Source organism: Devosia insulae DS-56 (genome assembly GCF_000970465.2).
Classification (GTDB): domain Bacteria; phylum Pseudomonadota; class Alphaproteobacteria; order Rhizobiales; family Devosiaceae; genus Devosia_A; species Devosia_A insulae.
Map to the genome: position 1 here is coordinate 13,839 of NZ_LAJE02000357.1, position 23,296 is coordinate 37,134.

Here is a 23,296-nt window from a genome sequence, read left to right on the forward strand (position 1 = left end):
AGCGAGTAGCGAGTAGCGAGTAGCGAGTAGCGTTCCCAGAACGACCCGCTCAAGCAACCCCTCTTGTTGGCTATTCGCTATTCGCTATTGGCTATTCGCTCCCCTCTAGCTCGCCTGACGCAGAGCCTGCTCGCCCTGCAGCAGGCGCTCGAGTTGCGCCAGCCGCAGTGGGCGAGCGAACAGGTAGCCCTGGAACTCGCGGCAGCCGAGGCGGGAGAGCAGCGCGGCTTCCTCGCGGCGCTCGACGCCTTCGGCGGTGACCGCTAGGCCCATGGCGAAAGCATAGATCATGGTGGATTCGACCAGAGCCGCCTGCACCGGGTCGCTGTCGATGTCGGCGACCAGCGAGCGGTCGAGTTTCACCCGGTCGAAGCGGAACTGCTTCAGGTAACCGATCGACGAGTAACCGGTACCGAAGTCATCGAGTGCGATGACGATGCCGGATTGGCGCAATTGCTCGATCAGCCGGATGGCGCGATCGGGGTGGGAGACGAGGAAGGACTCGGTCACTTCCAGCTGCAGCCGGCTGGCGGTGACGCCCCATTCGTCGAGGGTCGCAAACACTGTCTGCGGCAGCGTCGGGTTGCGGAGCTGGGCCGGCGAGACGTTGACCGAAATCTTCAGATCGCCCAGCGGGCCGATCTCCTCGATGGCGCGACGCAGCGCGAACATGCCGAGATCGTCGATGAGGCCGGAGGCTTCGGCGGCCGGGATGAACTCGCCAGGCCCCATCGGACCGGCGGCGCGGCGGTTCCAGCGCATCAGCGCCTCGACGCCGAGGATCGCCTGGGTGCGGAAATCGATGATCGGCTGATACTCGAGATCGAACTCGCCGGCCTCCAGGCCGCGACGGATATCGGCCTGCAGCTCGATGCGGCGGCGGCGCTCATCCTCGATGGCGGGATCGTAGGCCACGGTGTGATTTCCGCCAGTCTCGCGGGCCCGCGCCACCGCTGTCTCGGCCATGCGGATCAAGTTGCCAACGTTATCACGGCGCGTCGGCGCATCGACGACGCCAATGCTCAGCCCGATCTTCAGCTTGAGGTTGCCGACCGGCACCGGTTCGCTGGCGCCGGCGAGGATGCGGTCGGCGAAACCGCGGATTTTCTCACCGGCATCGTCGCCGAGACGGGCGAGCGACAGCTCGGTCGGGCCGGTGCGGGCGAGCACCGCCTGCCCATCGGTGATGGTCTCGAAACGCTCGGCCAGTGCGGCCAGCAGCTCGTTGGCGGCCTCGCGACCATAAAGACCGACGACATCCTGCAGCCCATCGACATTGATCTGGCTGACGGCGACCGGCAGCTCACCGCGCTTTTTGGGGATCGACTGGGCGATGTGCTCTTCGAGGCCGAAGCGGCTCAACAGGCCGGTCGTCCCGTCATAGCGGGCATTGTACCAGTCGCGCTCTTCGGAGGCGGTGCGCAGCTTGATCGAGTGGCGAAAGGCGGCGAGGACAACGAAGATCAAGACGCCGATGATCAGCATCACCAGCACAGCGATGGTGGCGGTGTGGGCATAGGCCGGATCGCCCGGGCGGCGCGGCGGCCAGTCGATGGTGGCGATATCAGCTCCCGCCGCGTCGGTGAGCGCCATCGCGTCGTGATCGGGCTTGGGCACCTCGACGAGCCGCGGCAGCGGCAGCTGGAAACGGGTCGCGACGTCGCGCAGCATGATGTCGTCGAGCTGGCGGGCGAGCCAGAGCACGCGGCGCTGCTCGCGCGGGATGCTGGCCTGGCCGGAATTGCCGTGCACCACCGCGCCGGCGAGAGCGGCGGCGCCGCGGGCGTTGCGCGACAGGTTGGAGACGGTCGCATCGTCCCCAGCCTTGGCGATGCCGGCCTCGAGCCGCTCGAGCAGTTGCGGCACGCCACTGAACAGGTCGGCGAGCGCACCGGTCACTGGTCCGCGGCTGGTTTCGCCGAAGATGATGTTGCCGCTCACATCGGTAAGGATGGCGGTGTCGTAGGTATCGGAGATGCGCGCGGTGGCGCCCCAGACGCTATCGAGCCAGGCCGGGTTGGGCTCGATATAGGTGTTGATATAGGCCTCCGTCCAGGTCGCCTCGTCGGCGGTGCTCTCGGCGAGACCAACCACCAGGGACTCGACGGCGGCGGCGATAGCGCTCTTGCCGCGATCGGAGTCGATGGCGTTCATCTCGGCGCTCATCAGGTGCATGGCGACGAACACCAGCGCACAGACGCCGAAATAAACGGCGACCGCCGGCAAGGCGATCCAAAAGGTGAAGTTCAGCAATGCCGATCGGCGCGCCGGCTTGCGGGCGCTAGCAGCCGAAGCCGACGTGCTTTTGGCAGCTTTGGGCAAGTCGTGACACCGGCATAGGACGCTTCGCCAAACGCTACGGGCCCTGGCTTAACACCGGCTTAAAGTGTCAGGGCAGATCAGGCGGAAGCCAGAGCCGCCTTCTTGGCCAGCCGCGCCTTGATGCTCTCGACATCGGCGCGTGGCGTCGCGGCGAACAGCGAGCGGGTGTAGGGGTGCTCGGGGTTGGAGAACAGCTTGTCGCGAGTCCCCTGCTCCACAGCCTCGCCCAGGTACATCACCATCACCTCATCGGCGATGTATTTCACCACACTGAGGTCGTGGCTGATGAACACGTAGGTGAGCCCGAACTCGTCCTGCAGGTCAGCGAGGAGGTTGAGGATCTGCGCCTGCACCGACAGGTCGAGCGCGGAGACCGGCTCGTCCAGCACCAGCAGCGAGGGCTTCAGGATGATGGCGCGGGCGATGGCGATGCGCTGGCGCTGGCCGCCCGAGAACATGTGCGGATAGCGGTTGAAGTGCTCGGGCTGCAGCCCGACCTTGACCAGCATATCGAGGGCGCGCTCGCGCCGTTCGGCGGCCGGCATGTCGGTGTTGAGCAGCAGCGGCTCCATCAGCACGTTGCCGATCTTCTGACGCGGGTTCAGCGAGCCGTAAGGGTTCTGGAAGACGATCTGCACCTTGCGGCGCATGGCGGCGGTGACGCCGGTTTTCTTGATGTCGATGGTCTCGCCATCGATCAGCAGCTCACCGTCGGTCTGCCGGTCGATCAGCGTCAGGATGCGCGCCAGCGTCGACTTGCCCGAACCGGACTCGCCGACAATGGCGAGGGTCTTGCCCTGCTCGAGTTTGAAGCTGACGCCCTTTACCGCATGCACGGTGCGGCCGCCGCCGAACAGCGTGCCGCCGATGTGATAGTCGCGAACCAGGTTTTTGGCTTCGAGGACGGTGGCCATCACACGGCCTCCTCAAAGTTGGTGCCGGTAATGGTGGGCAGCCGGTCGCCAGTGGCATTGTCAGGCAGCGCCGCCAGCAGCGCGCGGGTGTAAGAGCTTTTTGGCGCGGTGAAGAGCTCGAGCACGCCCGCCTCTTCCATCTTGCGCCCCTTGTACTGCACCACGACGCGGTCGGCGGTTTCGGCGACGACTCCGATATTGTGGGTGATCATGATCAGGCCCATGCCGTGCTCGGCCTGCAGCCGAACCAGGAGATCGAGGATCTGCTTCTGGATGGTGACGTCGAGCGCGGTGGTCGGCTCGTCGGCGATCAACAGCTTGGGGTTGCAGGCAATGGCCATGGCGATCATGACGCGCTGGTTCTGGCCGCCCGACATCTGGTGCGGGTAGGATTTCAGCCGCTCCGCCGGGTTGGGGATGCCGACCTGGTCGAGCAGTTCGACGGCGCGGGCACGGCGCTTGGCCTTGTCCATGCCGAGATGGAAGCGCAGCACTTCCTCGATCTGGAAGCCCACCGTGAAGCAGGGGTTGAGGCTGGTCATCGGCTCCTGGAAGATCATGGCAACGTCCTTGCCGATAATCTTGCGCCTGTCGGCGGCCGACATGGCCAGCAGGTCCTTGCCGTCGAACGTCATCTTGTCGGCGCTGACGGTCGCGGTGGGCGGCAACAGCCCCATCACCGCCAGCATGGCGACCGACTTGCCGGAGCCGGATTCCCCGACAATGGCCAGCACCTCGCGGGCATCGACATGGATGTCGATGCCTTTGACGGCGTTGAACACGCCTACCGAGGTATCGAAGCTGACGGTGAGGTTTTTGACTTCGAGCAGGTGCATCGTCTCAGCTCCGCTTGAGCTTGGGATCGAGCGCATCGCGCAGGCCATCGCCGACGAGGTTGATGGCGAGAACCGTGATCAGGATGGCAAGGCCGGGCATGGTGACGATCCACCAGGCGCTGGTGATGAACTCGCGGGCCCGGGCCAGCATGGTGCCCCATTCCGGCGTCGGCGGCTGCGCGCCCATACCGAGGAAGCCGAGCGCCGCGGCATCGAGGATGGCGTTGGAGAAGCTGAGCGTCGCCTGGACGATCAGCGGTCCGAGACAGTTGGGCAGGATGGTGATGAACATCTGCCGCAGATGGCCGGCGCCGGCGACCTTGGCCGAGGTGACGTATTCGCGGCTCTTTTCACTGAGCACGGCAGCGCGGGTCAGGCGGGCGAAATGCGGTTGCAGCACCAGCGCGATGGCCAGCATGGCGTTGAGCAAGCCAGGCCCGAGGATGGCGACCATCACCAGCGCCAGCAGGAGCGAGGGAAACGCGAGGATGATATCCATCACGCGCATGATCATCGCATCGACCCAGCCGCGGAAGTAGCCGGCGAGGAGGCCAAAGGTCACGCCGGTGATCATCGCGAGGACGACCACGAAAAAGCCAATGAACAGCGAGAAGCGAGCGCCATGGATGAGGCGCGACAGGATATCGCGGCCGACTTCGTCGGTGCCGAGGAAGAACTGCGGCTGCGTGCCGCCGGCCCAGGATGGGGCCATGCGGATGAACTCGCGGAACTGCTGATCAGGCGGGAACGGCGCCAGCACCGGGGCGAAGATCGCGACGAGGATCAGCAGCAGGAACACGGCGAGGCCGAGCACGGCGCCGTGGTTCATCGAGAAATAGTACCAGAACTCGCGCAGACCGCTGAAGCGGCCGGGAGCGGCTGAGGTCGTGGTGGTGGTTTCTGCGGCCATCACTGCACCCTGATGCGTGGGTTGATGACGGCGTAGAGGATGTCGACGATGAGGTTCACCGCCATGACGATCAACGCGATGAGCAGCAGGCCCGACTGCACCGAGACGTAGTCGCGCTTCGAAATCGAGTCGATCATCCACTTGCCAATGCCCGGCCAGGAGAAAATCGTCTCGGTCAGGATGGCGCCACCCATCAGCAGGCCGACTTGCAGGCCGATCGTGGTGACCACGGGGATCAGCGCGTTGCGGAAGGCGTGGACGGCGACGACGCGGCTGGGCTCGAGCCCCTTGGCGCGAGCGGTGCGCACATAGTCCTCGCCCAGCACTTCGAGCATGGCCGAGCGGGTTTGCCGCGCAATGACGGCGAGCGGGATGGTGGCGAGGACTACAGCGGGAAGGATGAGATGGCGGAGCGCCGACACGAACCCGGCGGGTTTGCCGGCGATTAGGCTGTCGATCAGCATGAAACCGGTGACGCGCGGGAAAAAGAAGCTGACCGCGATGCGGCCCGAGACCGGAGTCCAGCCGAGATAGCCGGAAAAGAAGATGATGAGGAGCAGGCCCCACCAGAAGATCGGCATCGAATAGCCGGTCAGCGCCACGCCCATGGTGATCTGGTCGAACCACGAGCCGCGCTTGATGGCAGCGAAGATGCCGGCGGGAATGCCGAGGGCAACGGCGATCAGGATAGCGAACAGCGCCAGCTCGACCGTGGCCGGGAACAGCGTCATGAACTCCTCGATCACCGGGCGCTTGGTGGCGAGCGAGATGCCGAAATTGCCCTGCAGGATGCCGCCCACGTAGTTGAAATACTGCTGCCAGATCGGCAGGTCGTAGCCGTACTGGTGCTTGAGGATTTCATAGCGTTCGGGGGTGACGCCATATTGGCTGGCCATCGCAAGGATGGGGTCGCCCGGCAGCAGGCGGATGAAGGCAAACGACGCAATGGTGATGCCGATGATGGTCGGCACGATCAGAGCGAGTTTCTGGAGGATGAATCGCAGCATTGGGTACGCCAAGGGGCGGCGCCGATGCTGGCGCCGCCCCTTGAACTCTATCTCTAATTATTCGGTCACGTCGACGTTGTCGAAGCGGTGAATGCCGAGCGGATCCATGGTGTAACCCACGACGCGCTTGTTCATCGGCATAAAGACCTTGGAGTGGGCAATGGTCATCGCCGGCTCTTCGGCTTTGAAGATTTCCTGGGCCTTGGTGTAGAGCGCAGTACGCTCAGCCTGGTCGGAGACCTTCTTGGCGTCCTGGATGACCTTCTCGAAGTCGTCGTTGCACCAGCTCGAGTAGTTGGAAACGCCAATGGCCGAGCAGGAGAACAAGGTCGCGAAGAAGTTATCCGGATCACCATTGTCGCCGGTCCAACCGATCTGGAACGCACCCGGGCGGTCCGGCTTCTTGCCGCGCTCGCGATACTCGGTCCACTCGTAGGTGACGATGTTCGCGGTGACGCCGACGGCAGCCCAGTCAGCCTGGATCAGTTCGGCTACGCGCTGCGCGTTCGGGTTGTACGGACGCGAAACCGGCATGGCCCACAGGTCGAGGGTCAGGCCTGACACACCGGCGTCGGCGAGGAGCTTCTTGGCGCCTTCCGGGTCGTAGGTGGTGTCGACGATCTTGTCGTCATAGGACCACATGGTCGGCGGGATCAGGTTCTTGGCCACCTGGCCAGCGCCCTCATAGACCGCGTCGACGATCGCCGTCTTGTTGATGGCCATCGACAGCGCCTTGCGGACGTTGGCGTTGTCCATCGGGGCAACCGTCGTATTGTACGACATGTAGCCGATGTTGAGGCCTTCCTGCTCCAGCACCTGGAGGTTGGCATCATCCTGCAGGCCAGCCACGTCGGCCGGGGCGGGATAGCTCATGATGTCGCATTCGCCGGCCTTCAGCTTCTGCGCACGCACCGCGGGATCCGTGGTGATGGCGAAGATCAGGTCGTCGATCGCCACCTTGCCGCGCCAATAGTCGGCGAAGGCCTGGTAACGGATGACGGCGTCGGTCTGGTAGTCGACGAACACGAAGGCGCCGGTGCCGACCGGTTTGTTGGAGAAATCGGCGAGAGCGGCCGGGTCGTTCTTGGCCAGCAGCTGGTCGGCGTATTCCTTCGACACGATCGAGGCGAAGTCCATGCCGAGGTTCGCGATCATCGGCGCGTTGGGCTCGTTCAGCGTGATTACGACGGTGAGGTCGTCAGCGCCCTTTTCGACCGACTTCAGGAATTTGGGCATATCCATGCCCTGGAAATAGTCCCAGGAGATCCCCTCGAGGTACTTGTTCCAAGCATTGTCTTCCTTCCACTGGCGTTCCAGCGAGAAGATCACGTCGTCGGCAGTGAGGTCGCGGGTCGGGGTGAAGTACGAGGTGGTGTGGAACTTCACACCGGGCCTCAGCTTGAAGGTGTACTCGAGCCCGTCAGCCGAAACTTCCCAGCTCTCGGCAAGGCCCGGAATGACGGCGGTGCCGCCATGCTCGAACTCGACGAGGCGGTCATAGATGGCGCGCGAGCTGGCGTCGAAGTCGTTACCACCGGTGGTCGGACCGGGGTCGAAGTGCGCCGGCGAGGCTTCCGAGCAGAATACGAGCTGCTTGGCATAGACGCTGCCGCCCATCACCGCGACGAGCGCAGTGGCGGCGAGCAGGGTTTTCATCAAATGCATGATGGTTGTCTCCCGAAAAGCATTGCGCCCCGGCATTCAAGGCAGAGTCCCTTCTGCCGGCCGGAGCTTGGCGCGCAACAAAGCGCTTTTTCTTCCGCCACGCAATGGCCCAGTTTGACCGGTTGGTCAAAGCCCCGTCATACGCAATGCCGTTTCAACAATGGGCCGATCGCCGCAAAGCTGAGTTTCTCTGGAGGTAAAGCGGTTGCGCAACTGAGATCGATTTCACATCGGAGCGATTGACGGCAAGCGACCGGTGCCGCAAATGATCCGCGCATGAGCCAGTCGATCGCCACAATCGCCCTCGTCGTCGCCGACTATGACGAGGCCATCTCGTTCTATGTCGAGAAGCTCGGATTCGCGCTCACGAGCGATCTCGACATGGGTGGCGGCAAGCGCTGGGTCACGGTGGCGCCAGTTGGCGGCGGGGCAAAACTGCTGCTGGCCAAGGCGGACGGACCAGCGCAGGCGAGCCATGTCGGCAAGCAGACCGGCGGGCGGGTGGGGTTCTTTCTCGAGACCGACGACTTCGCCCGGGACCACGCCAATTACCTGGAACGCGGGGTACGGTTCCTCGAGCCGCCACGGCACGAGGCCTATGGTTCGGTGGCGGTGTTCGAGGATCTCTACGGCAATAAGTGGGACCTGATTCAGCCCAAGGGCTGAGACGTCCATCGCTTGTCGCCGATGGATGGCAAGGCTAGGCTCGACCACCTTCCTTGCTACCCCCTCGCCCATATTGGAGATCCCCATGAGCAAGCGCCGCCTCGGCCGCACCGAACTTTTCATCGACCCCTTGGTTTTCGGCTGCAACGTGCTGGGCTGGACGCTCGAGGAGCAGGCCGCCTATCCGGTGCTCGACGCCTTCCTCGATGGTGGCTTTGCCGCGCTCGATACCGCCGACAGCTACGGCAAGGGCAAATCCGAGACGATTATCGGCAACTGGATGAAGGCGCGCGGCAATCGCGACAAGGTGCTGGTGTTCACCAAGGTCGGCTCCGACATGGGTCAGGGGCACCGCGACCTCAGCGCCAAATGGATCGAGGAGGAAGTCGACGCGTCGCTTCGGCGGTTGCAAACCGACTATATCGATCTCTACCAGACGCATTGGCCCGACCCGAATACGGCGCAGGAAGAGACGCTCGCGGCGCTCGACAAGCTCGTGAAGGCTGGCAAGGTCCGCTATATCGGCTCGTCCAACCAGGACACGGCGCTGTTGAGCGAAGCTCTCGGCATCTCGAAGACCAACGGCACCGCGCGCTACGAGACGATCCAGAACGAGTTCAACCTCTACGATCGGGCCAAGTTCGAGGAGGTGCAGGCGACCTGCGTGGCCGAGGGGGTCTCCGGGATCGGCTATTTCAGCCTCGCCCGCGGCTTCCTCGCCGGAAAATATCGCAGCGCCGCCGACGCGCAGAAGAGCCCGCGCGGCCAGACCGTGGTGGAGAAATATCTCAACCCCAAAGGCTATCGCATCCTCGAGGCGCTCGACGCGGTCAGCACAGGTACCGGTTCGCTGCCAGCCGAGGTGACGCTGGCGTGGATCGCGGCGCAGCCCGGCGTCGGCGCGCCGATCGCCTCGGCGACCTCGGTCGAGCAGGTGCAGAGCCTGATGCGCGGCGCCAACCTGACGCTGAGCGTCGATGACCTGAAACTGCTGACGGACGCCGGCAAGTGACCTCGACGGCCGCCTCCACAGTGCTGCTGGCTGGGGCGCTCGCCGCCCTCGCCGCCCCTGCCCTCGCTCAGGAAGCCGGCTGGCACTATTCGCCGCTCGTGGGCGAAGGCGACCGGGCCGCTCTGGGCTGTGCGGCGGGATCGACGCCGAAGGAATTCGTCTGCCTCGCGGTGCGCTGCGAGGACGATTTCGAGGTCGGTGTACATTTCTACACCAGCCGGCTCGGCGGCGACGCCGGGCGATGGCGCATCGATATCGACAAGGAAGATGGGCACGAGGTCGACGCCAAGCCGGATGGCTCGCCCTATCACGCCCGCATCGAGGGCGACGTGACGCCGCTGCTCGAGGCGTTGAAGAATGGCGGGCTCGCCTATCTCGACCCGAAAGCCGGACCGGACCTGCCGAGGAACGGCATCACGCTCGATGGCTCGCTCTACGTGATCAACCAGGCGCTGTATTTCTGTGCGCCACGCGTGCCGCCGACGGCGGCGTCAGTCGCCGAGTAGCTCGGCGATTGCCATGCGCTTGAAGTTGGCGACGTAGGCGTCGCCTTCCTCGCGGCCCACCGAAATGGCAAGGCGCATGCTGGCACTGCCCAGATACATCACCAGGGTGGCGCGGTTGAGCAGTTGCGCCGGATCGGCATCGGGATAGATCCGCTGCAGCACGGCGCCGACCAGCGCGCCGTTCTCGTGGCTGTCGGCGAGGTCGATGCCGTGCAGCGATTTGTCGGCCTGGGTACCGGACCAGATGTCGCGCATCACCGGCTCGGCCAGGAACAGGCCGTAATAGATATCGATGAGCTCGCCGAAGGCCTGGCGGAAGCCAGGTGCATCGCCGACACCGGCGAGGCCGTCGCGAATGCAAGCCCGGCCCTCTTCATTGTAGCGCTCGGCCAGCGCCCCGATCACCGCCGCCTTGTCGGGGAAGTACTGGTAGAGCGAGCCGATCGAGATTTCCGCCGCGACCGCCAGTTCCCCCATCTTCATGGCGTCGCTGCCACTCCGCTCGATCAACCCCTTAGCCGCGTTGAGGATGCGCTCGACCCGCTCGCGACTGCGCTGCTGCTGTGGAGTGCGTCGTGCAGGGGCAGTGGTTTCGGCGGCTTCGGCCATAAGTGAACAATCCTCACATTTCTGCTTGACGTTCACAATATGAGGATTTATCACGTTCCGCAACATGAGCTTTCCTCATGTTTTGCGAAGGAGCCTGAAATTGACCAAACCAATCCTGATCCTTGGTGGCCGCGGCAAGACCGGCTCGCGCGTTGCGGAGCGCCTCGAAGCCCGCGGCCTGCCGGTGCGACTGGCCTCGCGCTCGACCGGCTTCGACTGGACCGACCGCAGCACCTGGGCGGCAGCGCTCACGGGCGCCGGCAGCGCCTACATCACCTATTACCCTGACATCGCCATCAAGGGCGCGGCCGAGGCTATCGGCGACATCACGGAACTGGCGCTGTCGCTGGGGGTGAAGCGGCTGGTGCTGCTGTCCGGTCGCGGCGAGCCGGAGGCGCAGCGCGCCGAGCAGCAGCTGCTCGCCACCAGCGCCGATTGGACCGTGGTGCGGGCCAGCTGGTTCAACCAGAATTTCGACGAAGGACAGTTCCTCGAGATGATGCTCGGGGGCGAAGTGGCGCTGCCGGTCGATACGGTGCGGGAGCCGTTCGTCGATTGCGACGATATTGCCGACGTGGTGACCGCGGCGCTGACCGACGACCGGCATATCGGCCAGCTCTATGAAGTCACCGGCCCGCGGCTATTGACGTTTGCCGAGGTGGTTGCCGAGATCAATCAGGCGAACGGCAGCAACGTGACGTTCCGCACCATGCCGGCCCATGAGTTCCTCGACTCGCTCGCCGGCAGCGAAATGCCCGAAGAAATCGCCGGGCTGCTTGAGGAGCTGTTCAGCGAGGTGCTGGACGGCCGCAACGAATCCCTCGCCGATGGGGTGCAGCGCGTGCTCGGCCGGCAGCCGAAGGACGTTACCGACTATGCGCGCGAAGCGGCAGCCAAGGGCGCCTGGAGGCAAGCATGAACTGGATCGATAGTCTCAGCATCGTGGTGGCGCTCGGCGCCGCGCTGATCGGCGGAACCTTCTTCGGCTTCTCGAACTTCATCATGCCGGCGATCGGCCGGCAGCCAGCAGCCAATGCCATTGCGGTGATGAACGCCATCAACGTGACGGTGCTCAACGCCGGCTTTCTCGGCGCCTTCATGGGGACAGCGGTGCTCGGGCTGGTGCTGGTGCTGGCGGTGTTCGTCACCGGCGGCAGCCTGTGGGCCGCTGCGGGTGCGCTGGTCTATGTCATCGGGACGTTCGGCGTGACCATGGCGATCAACGTGCCGATGAACAACCGGCTGGCCAGGTTCGAAGGCCCGAGCCCCGAGGGCGCGGCCTACTGGGCCACCTACCTCAGGGACTGGACCCGGTGGAACTCGATCCGCTCCGGCGCCGCGATGCTCGCGACGCTCCTGCTGATGCTCTCGCTCATGCGATGAGATAGCCGCCGTCGACCGGCAGGATCGCGCCGGTGATGAAGCCGGCGAGCGGCGAACACAAAAACAGGGCGGCGGGCGCCAGGTCCGCCGGAGTGCCCCAGCGGCCGAGCGGGGTGCGGCCCATCAGTTCGGCGTTGCGCGCCTCGTTGGCGCGCGGCACCGCGGTCATCGCCGTCTCGATCCAGCCGGGGGCCAGCGCATTGACGCGGATCTGCTCCTTGGCAAAGGCGGTGGCGAGCGACTTGGTGAGGCCAGCGACGGCGTGCTTCGACGCCGCATAGGCCGGGGCGTGCGGGGCGCCGAAGAACGAGAACATCGAGCCGATGTTGAGGATGGCGCCACCGGCGAGCTTGTCGCGGAAGGCATAGGCGGTGCGCATCGAGCCGTTGAGGTTGATGTCGATCACGGTCGCAAAACCGTCGACGGTATGCTCGGCGGCGCGGAGGTTCACCCCGGCGCAGTTGACCAGGGCGGCAACACTGCCAAAGGTCGCGGCGTATTCGGCGACTTGCTCCGAATTGCGCACATCGAGCTGGGTGTAGCGGAAACGCGGCTCGGCCGCGGCGCCGGCCTCGACCTCCGCCTCTGTGGCGCCGGTGACATGCACCACCGCCCCGGCGTCAGCGAAAGCGCGGCCGATGCCCTGGCCAATGCCGGACGTACCGCCGGTGATGACGACGGTTTTGCCGGTGTAGAATTCGGATGCCCAGTGGCTCATCTGACGAACTGGTCCACGTAGTCCGCCCCGAGCCCCACCTTGTCGTAGTGCTTCTTGCACATGTCGATCTTGGTGAAGACGTCCTCGAAGCCGATCTGCTTGTTGTCCTTGTCGAGATAGACCATGCAGCCGGAGATGTTGAAGAAGGTGATCATCTCCGGGGTGTCCTCGGGGACGGTCAGGGTGTGGATCTCGCCGGGCGGCTCGAACACGTAGGAGCCGGTTTCGGCGACCCAGTCGTGCTCGAGATAGTGCCAGCGGCCCTTGATGACATAGCCGTGCACCGGCTGGGGGTGGAGGTGGCGGCTCAGAATGCCGGCGCGGCGGACGCGCAGCAGGTTGCACCACTGGCCCTGCAGGGTGTTGAGGAACAGCGGCCGGAACCAGACGCCCTCGGCCTGCGGCACCCAGACCCGCTCATCCTCGGGGACGGCGGTAATGGCGATTTCCTTCGGCGCCATCGGGTGGGCCGAGCCGTTGAAGGTCTCGTACATGGCAGGTCTCCTCCGAACTGGTATGGTAGCTTTATCGAGCCGAAACCCAACACGCCAGTGCACCAAATGTCTAGCTCACCACAGAGTCTTTCCCGCGAAAGCGGGAACCTCTGTTTGCGGAGCGTGCGGCCAAACGGAGATCCCCGCGTCCGCGGGGATGACGCCGGTAAATGGGCCAACCGTTTCGGGCAGACTTACCAGTGGAACTCGTCGACGTTCTCGCGGGCGCCGAGCAGGAAGGCATCGCCGATCAGCCGCAAAGGCGAGCCGTCCATTTCGGATTTGCCCTTCTTGAGCAGCTTGGCGAAGCGCTCGTAGATCGCCTCGTACTCCGACGAGGGGTTGGCGACGGTTTCCTTGCCATTGACCGTGAGCACGGTACCACCGCGCTCGAGCTTCAGCTGGGTGCCCTTGCGGGTCTCGATGGCGATGGTCCAGATCTCGCCCGACTCTTCGAGCCAGTTGAAGCCGGCGCTGAGCTTGGGCTGGTGCTTTTCGCCGGACTTGAAGACGATCTCGACATCAACTGGGGTCTGGCGGTTGGCCGGGAACTTCAGCTTGGCGCTGTCGACAAAGACCGGGAACGGCATGATCTTGGTGAAGATCGACATGGCGTTGATGCCCGGATCGCAGACGCCGAAGCCGCCGGGCTCCCACACCCATTCCTGGCCCGGATGCCACTTGCGGACGCTCTCGCGCCAGTCGATGCGAAGCGAGGCGACGCCTTCATCCTTGAGGATCAGCTTGGCGGTATCGACGGCGGCGTTGTAGCGCGAGTGCCAGGTCTGGAACAGCACCTTGCCCTTCTTCTCGCCATAGGCGACGAGGTCCTCGAACTCGGTGATGGTGGGGGTCGGCGGCTTTTCCAGCAGCACGTCCTTGCCGGCATCGAGCGCCTGCCGCACATAGGCGTGGCGGACGCCGGGCGGGGTGCAGATGGCGACCAGCTTCACCTCGGGCATGGCCTTGTAGAGTTCGGCCGGGGTCTTGAACACCGGCACGTCGCGATGGCCGAGGCCGCGGGTCGAGACGCAGGCCGCGAGCTCGAAATCCGGGCTCTTGTCGATCACCGGCAGGTGCTGATCCTGCGCGATCTTGCCGATACCGATGACGGCGATCTTCTTTTTGGCCATTGCCGAAACACTCCCTGAAAGCGGGCGGCACTTAAAGGCATGGGCGAAGGAAAGGGAAGTTCCCTCGCAAAGGAAAATCGTCCGGCTGCCTAAGGTGGGCTATGCTGAGGCGTCAGGTGGGAGAGTTGTGATGTCGCGGGCATTCGTCAGTGAAGGCAACAGCGTGCCGCAGGTGTTCGCCTCGGCGGACAGCGCCGAGAGCGCTGCCAACCTGCAGCGGGCGATGGACGGCAAGGACTATGACTATGAGGTGCGACCGCGGCAGCGCGGCGGCTACATGGTGGCGCGCCTCAGCAAGGACGGCACGTTCGACTCCTGGGTCGAGGAGTAAGACGGCAGTCGTCAGTCGATGGGTATGCTAGCTACTGCCTACTGCCTACTGCCGTTCTCACCGCACGATGATGGCGCGGAAATCGTTGACGTTGGTGCCGGTGGGGCCGGTGAGCAGCAGGCCGCCGACGGCGCGGAAAGCATTGTAGGCGTCGTTGTTGGCGAGAGCCCGACGCGGGTCGATGCCGGCGGCGCGCATCCTTGCCGCTGTGTGGCCATCACAGAGGGCGCCGGCGTTGTCCCCTGCCCCGTCGATACCGTCGGTATCGGCAGCGAGCGCGGTGATGCCTTCGATGCCATCGATGGCGAGGGCGAAAGCCAGCAGGAACTCGGCGTTGCGGCCGCCGCGCCCGTCGCCGCGGATAGTGACGGTGGTCTCGCCGCCCGAGAGCAGCAGCGTGGGTTTGGCGAACGGACGGTTGCGGGTCCTGATCTCTCGGGCGAGCGCGGCATGAACCGACGCGACATCGCGTGCTTCGCCTTCGATCGCGTCGGAGAGGATATGGGCTTCGAGCCCGGCAGACCGGGCCTCCGCGGCCGCTGCCTCCAGCGACAGGGCGGCGGACGCGATGATGCGGACGGTATTGTGCTGGAAGCGCGGATCGCCGGCCCGCGGCGCGGCATTGAGATCGGAGGCCAGCAGTTCCTCGGCCGCCGCGGGCAGCTTCAACCGGTAGAGCGAAGCGAGGTGGCGGGCCTCGGCGCGGCCGGAACTCAGCGGCACGGTCGGGCCGGAGGCGACCAGCGACGGGTCGTCGCCCGGGATATCGGAGACGATGAGGGTGGCGACGCGGGCGGGCGAGGCGAGCGCGGCGAGGCGGCCGCCCTTAATGGCGCTGAGCTCGTTGCGGATGACATTCATCACCGAGATCGGCGCGCCCGAGGCGAGCAGGATCTCGTTGACCGCCTGCTCGTCCTCGAAGCTGAGACCGGCCGCCGGTTGCGGCAACAGCGCCGAGCCGCCGCCAGAGATCAGCGCCACCACCAGGTCGTCATGGCCGAGGCCGGAGACCTTTTCCATCAGCCGGCGGGCGGCGAGGTAGCCGGACATATCCGGCACCGGGTGAGCGGCCTCGACGATCTCGATGCGCTCGCAGGGCGTGCCGTAGCCGTAACGGGTGACCACCAGGCCGCTATGGATCGGCCCGGGCCAGGCCAGCTCGAAAGCGCGCGCCATTTGCGCCGAGGCCTTGCCGGCGCCGATGACGACGGTCCGTCCCCTTGGCGGGTCCGGCAGGTTCGTAGCGATGGCGTGCTGCGGCTGAGCGGCATCGACGGCGCGGTGATAGAGCCGTTCGAGAAGGTCGCGATCCATGAGGTCCCGGGGGCTGATTTGCCGCGATATTGGCGGCGACGCCCGGCCGAGGCAAGCGCCTGAAGATGCGGCAACGCGTTCATGCCCGGTACAGCTCGCTTCTGCTAAAAGGCGCGCAGAAAATTGCACCGGCCTCGTCTGTGTCCGATGCGCAACGTTAACAGCTGGTCTTGCTGAACAAGGGCGAAATGGCCACCTCACGCGAAGTTCAAGCGTCAGGACCCAGTTGCCGCCGCAGGAAACCAGCGACATAGTCAGGCACCGATCGTGGACGCGATCGATGGGCCTGCGCAGGAAACAACAATGAATAGAATTCGTCCTCTCGCGGGCGCGTTGCTCGCGACACTGATGTTGTCTCCCCTGGTGGGAGCGGCTTTCGCCGGCGACGTACTGCCGCTCGACCCCGGCGGCGGACTGCCGCCGATCGATGGCACCGGGCCCGCTGCCGGGACCGGCCCGATCGATGGACTGATCCCTCCGGGCGCCATCGATACCGGCTCGTCGAGCTCGAGCAGTGGCGACGGGGATTCCGACTATGTGGCTGAGCCGACCCTGCAGACCCGGCATTTCGGGCTCAATGTCGAGCTGAGTTGCGCCGTTTCGGGCAAGCCGAACGCCATCGTCGTGGTCAATCACAGCGCCGAGGCGCTGCCGCCGGGAACCCGGATCAAGTGGCAGCTGAGAAGCGAGGGCAAACGCGGCTTCTTTGCGCTGCTGAACCCGTTGGCCGGCGGTGAGACGCTGGTGGCGGACAATGTGCTGGACGGCGCGGCGAACCAGGCCGCTGACTGCGTGGCGCGCGTCATCTGAGCCTCGCCTGAGCCAGGCAGTGGACAGCTTGCCGGACTGACAAAAAACTGACATCGAACGGGGCTAGTCAGCCCCGTCCCTTGCCGAGCCTGAAGTCCCCGATGCCCGAACGTTTTGCCATTTACTACGCCCCTGGTGCGGCCGAGCCGCTTTGGGCGAAATCCAAGGAGTGGCTGGGGCGCGATCCGCTAACCGGAGCAACAATCGACGGGCCGCTCGCCGGCACTTCGCGCGATGCGCTGTTCGACCGCAGCGTGTCGGCCCGGCGCTACGGCTTCCACGCGACGATCAAGGCACCGATGACGCTGGCGGCGGACAAATCGCGTGCCGAGCTCGAGGACGCGCTGGCCGATTTCGCCGCCGAGGCAGAGCCAGTGGCGATCGGCCGGCTGAAACTCAGCCTGATCGACGGCTTCCTGGCGCTGGTGCCGGCGGACCAACCGCGTGAGCTCACCGACTTTGCCGGCGAAGTTGTCGAGGCGTTCGAGCCGTTCCGGGCGCTGCCGTCGGCGGCAGAGCGGGAGCGGCGGCTGAAAGGCGGGCATCTGAGCGAGCGGCAGATCGAACTGATGGACCGCTTCGGCTACCCGTACGTGTTCGAGCAGTTCCGTTTCCACATGACGCTGACCGACCGGCTGCCCGAGCATGAGCGCGAGGCCTATTCGCGCGCTGCCGCGGCGCATTTCGGAGCACTCGCTGAAGCCGAAACAATGCTGGACCGGTTAGTGCTGTTCCACGAGCCTGAGCCGGGGGCGCCCTTCATGCGCCTCGGCGATTTCATTCTCACCGGGGAGGCCGCCAATGAGCGAATTCGCGCTCGCTAACGCTCGTATCGTTCTCAACGACGAGGTGGTGACCGGCTCGGTGCTGGTGCGCGACGGCGTCGTCGCGGCGATCGACACCGGCTCGGTGCGGGCCGGCGAGGATATGGAAGGCGACTACGTCATCCCGGGCCTCGTCGAACTCCACACCGACCATTTCGAGAACCACTACCGGCCCCGGCCGGGGGTGACCTGGAACGCCATCGCGGCGCTGCAGAGCCATGATGCGCAGGTTGCCGGCGCCGGCATCACCACGGTGTTCGACGCGGTGCGGATCGGTTCGGACCCAGAAGTGGGCGACATCACCGCCGATGTGCGTGCCATGGTGGACGCGGTGGCCGAGGCCGATGCCGGCGACCGGCTGAGGGCCGACCACCACATTCATTTGAGGTGCGAGCTGGCGACGCCCGACGTGGCGCAGCACTTCGAGGACAATTGCAGCAACCCGATCGTTGGGCTCGCCTCGCTGATGGACCATACGCCGGGGGCGCGGCAGTACACCACGCTCGAACACTACATCGCCTATTACCAGAAGAAGCTGCGCCTGTCGGATGCCGAGATGGCCAAGTACATCGCCGACCGGCAGGCCGAGCGGGACCTCTATGCCGACAAGAACCGCGCTGCGATCCTGAAGCGCGGCCGCGAGATCGGGTTGGCGTTTGCCAGCCACGACGACGCGACGGTCGCGCATGTCGACGAAGCGGTGCGTGACGGCATGGCGATTGCCGAGTTCCCCACCACCATGGAAGCGGCGCGCGCCTGCCACGAGGCCGGCATGGCGGTGCTGATGGGGGCGCCCAACGTGGTGCGCGGCAAATCGCATAACGGCAATATCTCGGCGGCCGAGCTGGCGCGGGCCGGCGTGCTCGATGTGCTGAGCTCGGACTATGTGCCGTTCTCGCTGATCTATGCGGCGTTCCTGTTGCCGGAAGTGGCCGACAGCATCACGCTGCCGGAGTCGGTGGGCATGGTGACCTCGCGGCCGGCAGCGGCGGCGCATCTCAACGATCGCGGCGAGATTGCCGTCGGCAAGCGCGCCGACCTGGTGCGGGTGCGGCGGACCGACCCGGTGCCGGTGGTGCGCGCGGTGTGGCGGCAGGGCAAGCGGGTCAGCTGATGAGCCACGGTGCCCTCGTCCTCGTCGTCGGACCGTCGGGCGCCGGCAAGGATACGCTGATCGGCGCGGCCAAGGCGGCCCTCGCCGACGATCTGCGCTTCAGCTTCCCGCGCCGCGTGGTGACGCGCACCGCGATGGTCGAGCTCGAGGATCATGACAGCGTCGACGTCAACGAGTTCGGCCGGCAGAAGCTGCGCGGCGCCTATGCGCTGGATTGGGAGGCCCACGGGCTCTGCTACGGTGTGCCGGCGGCGATCGACGCCGCAATGGTGGCCGGGCGGATCGTGGTGGTGAACACCTCGCGCAAGGTGATCGAGCGGGCGATCGAGAAATATCCCAGCTGCCATGTGCTGCTGGTGACGGCGCGGCCGGAAGTGCGGGCGAAGCGCCTCGCCGGACGCGGCCGGGAAAGCGCCGAGGACATCGAGGCCCGGCTGCAGCGCGAGGGCGCGCCGGTGCCGGAAGGGATCGTGCCTCAGATCATCGACAACTCGGCTGGGCTCGACGCGGGGATCGCCGCGTTTGTTGGGGCACTTCGCGCCATCGCCGATTGAACCAGCCGCCGGGCTGATGCGTTGCACCCTCTGAACAGCGTCAGGGGACCCGGCATGAGCAGAACTTCGCTTTACACCGTTATCGCAGTGCTCGCGGCACTGGCCGTCGGCTTCGGCATCTATATCGCCTACCAAGAATCGCAGAAGCCGGCGCTGGAGATCCGCGTCGACGAGGGAGGGATCAAGATCGATGGCAATGGCGGTTGACGAGGCCCAGCGCACCCAGCTGATCGAGGAAGCGCTGAAGCATGCGTTTGAGCGGCAGCCGGTGGAAAAGGTTGCCGATCTCGATCTCACCAAGCTGGCGGTGGATATCGAGGCGATCATCGGGGCGGAGCCGCATCCGCTCGATCCCGAAGGGGATGGGCTGACGACCGGCGAGCTCAACGCGGCGAACGATCTTTAAAACAAAGGGGCCGCCCGTCTCACCCGGGCGACCCCTGATTTTGTGAACCGGTCGGCCATTGGAGCATGTCACGAGATCGAACCGGAAAAGTCTGCAACTTTTCCTGATCTCGCTCCTTTGGCCGCGCACTCGAAATGGGCAGGTCTCAACCCTGTCCTGAGCGCAATTCGGTCGTTAGAGCTTGGCGACGCACACTTTGCCGACACCCGCATTCTTGGTGCCGAGCTTGGCAGCGGCTGCCTTGCTGAGGTCGATGATGCGGCCCTTGGCGAAAGGACCGCGGTCGTTGATCGTGACCTTGATCGACTTGCCCGTGCGCTGGTTCGTGACTTTCACGACCGTGCCGAGGGGGAGAGTCTTGTGGGCCGCGGTCATGGCATTCTCATTGAACCGCTCGCCCGAGGCCGTCTTCTTGCCGTGGAAACCTGGTCCATACCAGGACGCCCCACCGCACTGATCCGCTGCCATTGCGCCGGTGACTGAAGCCATAAGGCCGGTCACGAGGGCGGCGGCGACCAGAACGATTTTCCTATTCAACCTTGGACTACTCACGCTTGTTTACGATGGCGGGAGAAGGCTTTGGCGGTGTGGCGACAATATGAACCGAAAATGAACGGGGCCCTTCCAAGTGCAACCGTTGCCGAAATGCATCAGTAGCATTACCGAGGGTCGTAAGGATTTTGTGCGAGATTCCAGAAACTTGCCCGGGTTTAACCAATGACTCGGAAGGGATGCGGCGGGGTGAAGTTTTTCTCGGCCGGGCGCAAAAGCATCCCCGAAAGCCGGCGCCGATCAACAGAATAAGGCGCGATTTCGATCGCAACGACCGGCAAACGGCTCGCCAGATCCAATTGCTGCGCGAGAATTTCGCTGCCCGTCGAGGCTCCGGGGTGAGCTCAAAATTCCTATTTTTGACCAATTGATAAAATTTCGGAGCTGCGTTAGCGTTCTCAGTCTGGAATGGCTCTAAGGAGAGAGGGAGCTGCCGATGAGCGGGGGAATGCTCAAGCAAGGCATCGCATCCGGGCGACTGGAGCCCGGCCAGTACGCACGCAACTTTTCCGACCTGCATCCGGCGCTCGACCGGCACGAGGCCTTTGTCGAGGCCGATCGCTGCTACTTCTGTTTCGATGCGCCATGCATGAACGCCTGCCCCACTGAGATCGATATCCCGATGTTCATCCGGGAGATCTCGACGGACAACCCGCTGGGGGCGGCCGAGACGATCTTCGAGCAGAACATCCTGGGCGGCATGTGCGCCCGCGTCTGCCCCACCGAGCAGCTGTGCGAAGACGCCTGCGTGCGCATGGAGGCCGAAGGCAAGCCGGTGAAAATCGGCCAGCTGCAGCGCTATGCCACCGATATCGCCATGGAGGAGAACGCGCAGTTCTTCACCCGCGCGCCCGCCACCGGCAAGACCATCGCGGTGGTCGGCGCCGGCCCTTCGGGTCTTGCCGCCGCGCACCGGCTGGCCGTGCACGGCCACGACGTGGTGGTCTACGATGCGCGCCCCAAGGCGGGCGGGCTCAACGAGTACGGCATCGCCTCGTACAAGACGCCCGACGGTTTTGCGCAGGCCGAGGTCGACTATGTCACCTCGATCGGCGGCATCGAGATCGAGCTGGGCCAGGCGCTGGGGCGCGAGCTGTCGCTCGATGGCCTGCTGGAGCGCCATGACGCGGTGTTTCTCGGGGTCGGACTGGGCGGCGTCAATGCGCTGAGGGCCGAGGGCGAAAAGGACGGCTCGCACGGACTGGCCGATGCGGTCGATTTCATTGCCGAGCTGCGCCAGAGCGACGACCTCTCCAAGCTCCCGGTCGGTCGCCGCGTGGTGGTGATCGGTGGCGGCATGACGGCGATCGATGCCGGCGTGCAGTCGAAGCTGCTGGGCGCCGAAGAGGTGACCATCTGCTATCGCCGCGGGCAGGAGCACATGAACGCCTCGAGCTTCGAGCAGGATCTCGCCGCATCGAAGGGCGTTACCATCCGGCATTGGCTGCAGCCCAAGCGGGTGTTGAGCGAGAACGGCAAGGTGACCGGGATCGAACTCGAATACACCGAGCTGAAGGACGGGCGCCTCACCGGCATGGGGCACACGCTGACGCTGCCGGCCGACCAGGTGTTCAAGGCGATCGGCCAGACACTCGAAGACGAGACGGCAGCCGGGCTGACGCTCACCGCCGGTCGCATCGAGACCGACGCCGAGGGCCGCACCTCGCGGCCCGGTGTCTGGGCTGGAGGCGACTGCATCGCCGCCGGCGACGACCTGACGGTGACCGCGGTGGCGCAGGGCCGCGACGCGGCCGAGAGCATCAACCGCTATCTCGCTGGAAACTGAGGAGGGACGCCATGGCCGACATCCGCAACAATTTCGTCGGGATCAAGTCGCCCAATCCGTTCTGGCTGGCCTCGGCGCCGCCGACCGACAAGGCGTACAATGTCGAGCGCGCCTTCAAGGCGGGCTGGGGCGGCGTGGTGTGGAAGACGCTGGGCGAGGAAGGCCCGCCGGTGGTCAACGTCAACGGGCCGCGCTACGGCGCCATCTGGGGCGCTGACCGGCGGCTGCTCGGCTTCAACAATATCGAGCTGATCACCGACCGCGACCTGCAGAAAAACCTGCAGGAGATCAAACAGGTCAAGCAGAACTGGCCGGATCGCGCCGTGGTCGTCTCGATCATGGTGCCGTGCGAGGAGGACGCCTGGAAAGCGATCCTGCCATTGGTGGAAGAGACCGAGGCGGATGGGATCGAGCTCAATTTCGGCTGCCCGCACGGCATGAGCGAGCGCGGCATGGGCGCGGCGGTCGGCCAGGTGCCCGAATATGTCGAAATGGTCGTGCGCTGGTGCAAGCAATATTCGCGCATGCCTGTCATCACCAAGCTGACGCCGAATGTCACCGACGTGCGCCGCCCGGCGCGGGCGGCCAAGAATGGCGGCACCGATGCGGTATCGCTGATCAACACCATCAACTCGATCACCGGCGTCGACCTCGACAATTTCGCGCCGATGCCGACGATCGACGGCAAGGGCACGCATGGCGGCTATTGCGGCCCGGCGGCCAAGCCTATCGCGCTGCACATGGTGGCCGACATCGCCCGTGATCCCGAGACCTACGGCCTGCCGATCTCGGGCATTGGCGGCATCACCACCTGGCGCGACGCAGCGGAGTTCATGGCGCTGGGCGCCGGCAACGTGCAGGTCTGCACCGCGGCCATGGTCTATGGCTTCAAGATCGTCGAGGAGATGATCTCGGGGCTGCAGAACTGGATGGATGAGAAGGGCCACGCAACGCTGGAGGATTTCACCGGCCGCGCCACCCGCAATGTCACCGACTGGCAGTTCCTCAACCTCAACTACATCACCAAAGCGCATATCGACCAGGATAAGTGCATCAGCTGCGGCCGCTGCCACATCGCCTGCGAGGACACTTCACACCAGGCCATCACTAAGGAGAAGGACGGCAAGCGCCACTTCGAGGTGATGGACGACGAGTGCGTGGGGTGTAACCTCTGCGTCAATGTCTGCCCGGTGGAAGATTGCATCACCATGATCGAGCTGGAACCGGGCATGCTCGATGAGCGGACCAAAAAGGTGGTGGAGCCGAGCTACGCCAACTGGACCACGCACCCGAACAACCCGATGCGGAAGTCGGTTGAGCCGGCGGAATAGGCGCGCACCGAGCGTGAGGCCCACCCCCTCCGAGCTGCGCTTGGCAGCATAGCTGCCAAGCTTCGCTTGCCCCCATCGAGGGGGAGGTGCCGGCCGGTG

The 23,296-nt window shown here is 65.0% G+C and carries 26 protein-coding genes; 14 read left to right on the forward strand and 12 right to left on the reverse strand.

The window, feature by feature from the left end; genetic code table 11:
- Positions 1-105: 105 nt before the first annotated feature.
- The 6 genes from VW23_RS23595 to VW23_RS23620 all read right to left on the reverse strand — a co-directional run bounded on the left by VW23_RS23595 (position 106) and on the right by VW23_RS23620 (position 7,654).
- Positions 106-2,253 (reverse strand): putative bifunctional diguanylate cyclase/phosphodiesterase, encoded by a 2,148-nt coding sequence (locus VW23_RS23595; protein WP_069911937.1) that lies wholly within the window; start codon positions 2,251-2,253, stop codon positions 106-108.
- A gap of 146 nt (positions 2,254-2,399) precedes the next feature.
- Positions 2,400-3,236, reverse strand: a complete 837-nt coding sequence (locus tag VW23_RS23600; RefSeq protein WP_069911938.1) for a dipeptide ABC transporter ATP-binding protein — start codon at positions 3,234-3,236, stop codon at positions 2,400-2,402.
- A complete protein-coding gene (locus VW23_RS23605) occupies positions 3,236-4,072 on the reverse strand; it encodes an ABC transporter ATP-binding protein (protein WP_084646420.1) in 837 nt (278 codons plus the stop codon). The genes VW23_RS23600 and VW23_RS23605 overlap by 1 nt, the downstream gene beginning before the upstream one ends.
- A gap of 4 nt (positions 4,073-4,076) precedes the next feature.
- Complete coding sequence (locus tag VW23_RS23610) at positions 4,077-4,982, reverse strand: ABC transporter permease subunit (RefSeq protein WP_069911939.1); 906 nt, start codon at positions 4,980-4,982, stop codon at positions 4,077-4,079.
- Entirely contained in the window at positions 4,982-5,989 is a 1,008-nt protein-coding gene (locus VW23_RS23615) for an ABC transporter permease subunit (protein ID WP_069911940.1), read from the reverse strand. Before VW23_RS23615 ends, VW23_RS23610 begins: the two co-directional genes overlap by 1 nt.
- 57 nt (positions 5,990-6,046) lie before the next feature.
- Complete coding sequence (locus VW23_RS23620) at positions 6,047-7,654, reverse strand: ABC transporter substrate-binding protein (protein WP_176730476.1); 1,608 nt, start codon at positions 7,652-7,654, stop codon at positions 6,047-6,049.
- A 276-nt stretch (positions 7,655-7,930) separates the two neighbouring features.
- On the opposite strand from VW23_RS23620, the gene VW23_RS23625 reads away from it, so the two are divergent.
- The 3 genes from VW23_RS23625 to VW23_RS23635 all read left to right on the forward strand — a co-directional run bounded on the left by VW23_RS23625 (position 7,931) and on the right by VW23_RS23635 (position 9,838).
- Positions 7,931-8,320 carry a VOC family protein gene (locus VW23_RS23625; protein ID WP_069911941.1) on the forward strand — a complete coding sequence of 130 codons (390 nt, stop codon included), beginning with the start codon at positions 7,931-7,933 and terminating at the stop codon, positions 8,318-8,320.
- An 85-nt stretch (positions 8,321-8,405) separates the two neighbouring features.
- A complete protein-coding gene (locus tag VW23_RS23630) occupies positions 8,406-9,332 on the forward strand; it encodes an aldo/keto reductase (protein WP_069911942.1) in 927 nt (308 codons plus the stop codon).
- The gene (locus VW23_RS23635; protein WP_069911943.1) at positions 9,329-9,838 is read left to right on the forward strand and encodes a hypothetical protein; all 510 of its coding nucleotides are present in this window, start codon (positions 9,329-9,331) and stop codon (positions 9,836-9,838) included. The genes VW23_RS23630 and VW23_RS23635 overlap by 4 nt, the downstream gene beginning before the upstream one ends.
- Here the strand turns inward: VW23_RS23635 and VW23_RS23640 are convergent.
- On the reverse strand, positions 9,824-10,447 hold the full coding sequence (locus tag VW23_RS23640; RefSeq protein ID WP_069911944.1) for a TetR/AcrR family transcriptional regulator: 624 nt from the start codon (positions 10,445-10,447) through the stop codon (positions 9,824-9,826). The two genes, VW23_RS23635 and VW23_RS23640, sit on opposite strands and share 15 nt — an antisense overlap.
- A 64-nt stretch (positions 10,448-10,511) precedes the next feature.
- On the opposite strand from VW23_RS23640, the gene VW23_RS23645 reads away from it, so the two are divergent.
- Both VW23_RS23645 and VW23_RS23650 read left to right on the forward strand, forming a co-directional pair.
- Positions 10,512-11,366 (forward strand): SDR family oxidoreductase, encoded by an 855-nt coding sequence (locus tag VW23_RS23645; protein ID WP_069911945.1) that lies wholly within the window; start codon positions 10,512-10,514, stop codon positions 11,364-11,366.
- Positions 11,363-11,830: an anthrone oxygenase family protein gene (locus tag VW23_RS23650; protein WP_069911946.1), complete on the forward strand. Its 468-nt coding sequence runs from the start codon at positions 11,363-11,365 to the stop codon at positions 11,828-11,830. Before VW23_RS23645 ends, VW23_RS23650 begins: the two co-directional genes overlap by 4 nt.
- Here the strand turns inward: VW23_RS23650 and VW23_RS23655 are convergent.
- The 3 genes from VW23_RS23655 to VW23_RS23665 all read right to left on the reverse strand — a co-directional run bounded on the left by VW23_RS23655 (position 11,820) and on the right by VW23_RS23665 (position 14,175).
- The gene (locus VW23_RS23655) at positions 11,820-12,548 is read right to left on the reverse strand and encodes an SDR family NAD(P)-dependent oxidoreductase (RefSeq protein ID WP_069911947.1); all 729 of its coding nucleotides are present in this window, start codon (positions 12,546-12,548) and stop codon (positions 11,820-11,822) included. The genes VW23_RS23650 and VW23_RS23655 overlap by 11 nt on opposite strands.
- Positions 12,545-13,042: a 2,4'-dihydroxyacetophenone dioxygenase family protein gene (locus VW23_RS23660; RefSeq protein ID WP_069911948.1), complete on the reverse strand. Its 498-nt coding sequence runs from the start codon at positions 13,040-13,042 to the stop codon at positions 12,545-12,547. The genes VW23_RS23655 and VW23_RS23660 overlap by 4 nt, the downstream gene beginning before the upstream one ends.
- A 194-nt stretch (positions 13,043-13,236) precedes the next feature.
- Positions 13,237-14,175 (reverse strand): Gfo/Idh/MocA family protein, encoded by a 939-nt coding sequence (locus VW23_RS23665; RefSeq protein ID WP_069911949.1) that lies wholly within the window; start codon positions 14,173-14,175, stop codon positions 13,237-13,239.
- 130 nt (positions 14,176-14,305) lie between these two features.
- Here VW23_RS23665 and VW23_RS23670 point away from each other — a divergent pair, with 130 nt between their 5' ends.
- The gene (locus tag VW23_RS23670) at positions 14,306-14,506 is read left to right on the forward strand and encodes a hypothetical protein (protein ID WP_069911950.1); all 201 of its coding nucleotides are present in this window, start codon (positions 14,306-14,308) and stop codon (positions 14,504-14,506) included.
- Between the two features lie 57 nt (positions 14,507-14,563).
- On the opposite strand, the gene VW23_RS23675 is transcribed toward VW23_RS23670, so the two are convergent.
- Positions 14,564-15,820 (reverse strand): glycerate kinase type-2 family protein, encoded by a 1,257-nt coding sequence (locus VW23_RS23675; protein ID WP_069911951.1) that lies wholly within the window; start codon positions 15,818-15,820, stop codon positions 14,564-14,566.
- A gap of 303 nt (positions 15,821-16,123) precedes the next feature.
- Between VW23_RS23675 and VW23_RS23680 the strand changes: the two genes are divergently transcribed.
- The 6 genes from VW23_RS23680 (at position 16,124) to VW23_RS23700 (ending at position 19,528) form a co-directional block, all read left to right on the forward strand.
- Complete coding sequence (locus VW23_RS23680; RefSeq protein ID WP_141728468.1) at positions 16,124-16,630, forward strand: hypothetical protein; 507 nt, start codon at positions 16,124-16,126, stop codon at positions 16,628-16,630.
- 101 nt (positions 16,631-16,731) lie between these two features.
- Complete coding sequence (locus tag VW23_RS23685; RefSeq protein ID WP_069911953.1) at positions 16,732-17,454, forward strand: DUF1045 domain-containing protein; 723 nt, start codon at positions 16,732-16,734, stop codon at positions 17,452-17,454.
- Complete coding sequence (locus VW23_RS23690; protein WP_069911954.1) at positions 17,432-18,568, forward strand: alpha-D-ribose 1-methylphosphonate 5-triphosphate diphosphatase; 1,137 nt, start codon at positions 17,432-17,434, stop codon at positions 18,566-18,568. The genes VW23_RS23685 and VW23_RS23690 overlap by 23 nt, the downstream gene beginning before the upstream one ends.
- Positions 18,568-19,122, forward strand: coding sequence for a phosphonate metabolism protein/1,5-bisphosphokinase (PRPP-forming) PhnN (gene phnN, locus VW23_RS23695; protein ID WP_069911955.1), 555 nt, complete (start codon positions 18,568-18,570; stop codon positions 19,120-19,122). The genes VW23_RS23690 and phnN overlap by 1 nt, the downstream gene beginning before the upstream one ends.
- Before the next feature lie 54 nt (positions 19,123-19,176).
- A complete protein-coding gene (locus VW23_RS29150; RefSeq protein ID WP_176730477.1) occupies positions 19,177-19,329 on the forward strand; it encodes a hypothetical protein in 153 nt (50 codons plus the stop codon).
- The gene (locus tag VW23_RS23700; protein ID WP_141728469.1) at positions 19,313-19,528 is read left to right on the forward strand and encodes a hypothetical protein; all 216 of its coding nucleotides are present in this window, start codon (positions 19,313-19,315) and stop codon (positions 19,526-19,528) included. Before VW23_RS29150 ends, VW23_RS23700 begins: the two co-directional genes overlap by 17 nt.
- A gap of 174 nt (positions 19,529-19,702) precedes the next feature.
- Here the strand turns inward: VW23_RS23700 and VW23_RS23705 are convergent, their stop codons facing one another.
- Complete coding sequence (locus tag VW23_RS23705) at positions 19,703-20,017, reverse strand: septal ring lytic transglycosylase RlpA family protein (protein WP_084646421.1); 315 nt, start codon at positions 20,015-20,017, stop codon at positions 19,703-19,705.
- Positions 20,018-20,516: 499 nt separating this feature from the next.
- On the opposite strand from VW23_RS23705, the gene VW23_RS23710 reads away from it, so the two are divergent.
- Complete coding sequence (locus tag VW23_RS23710) at positions 20,517-21,866, forward strand: NAD(P)-dependent oxidoreductase (protein WP_069911958.1); 1,350 nt, start codon at positions 20,517-20,519, stop codon at positions 21,864-21,866.
- Positions 21,867-21,877: 11 nt separating this feature from the next.
- Positions 21,878-23,197: an NAD-dependent dihydropyrimidine dehydrogenase subunit PreA gene (gene preA / locus VW23_RS23715; protein ID WP_069911959.1), complete on the forward strand. Its 1,320-nt coding sequence runs from the start codon at positions 21,878-21,880 to the stop codon at positions 23,195-23,197.
- Positions 23,198-23,296 lie beyond the last annotated feature (99 nt).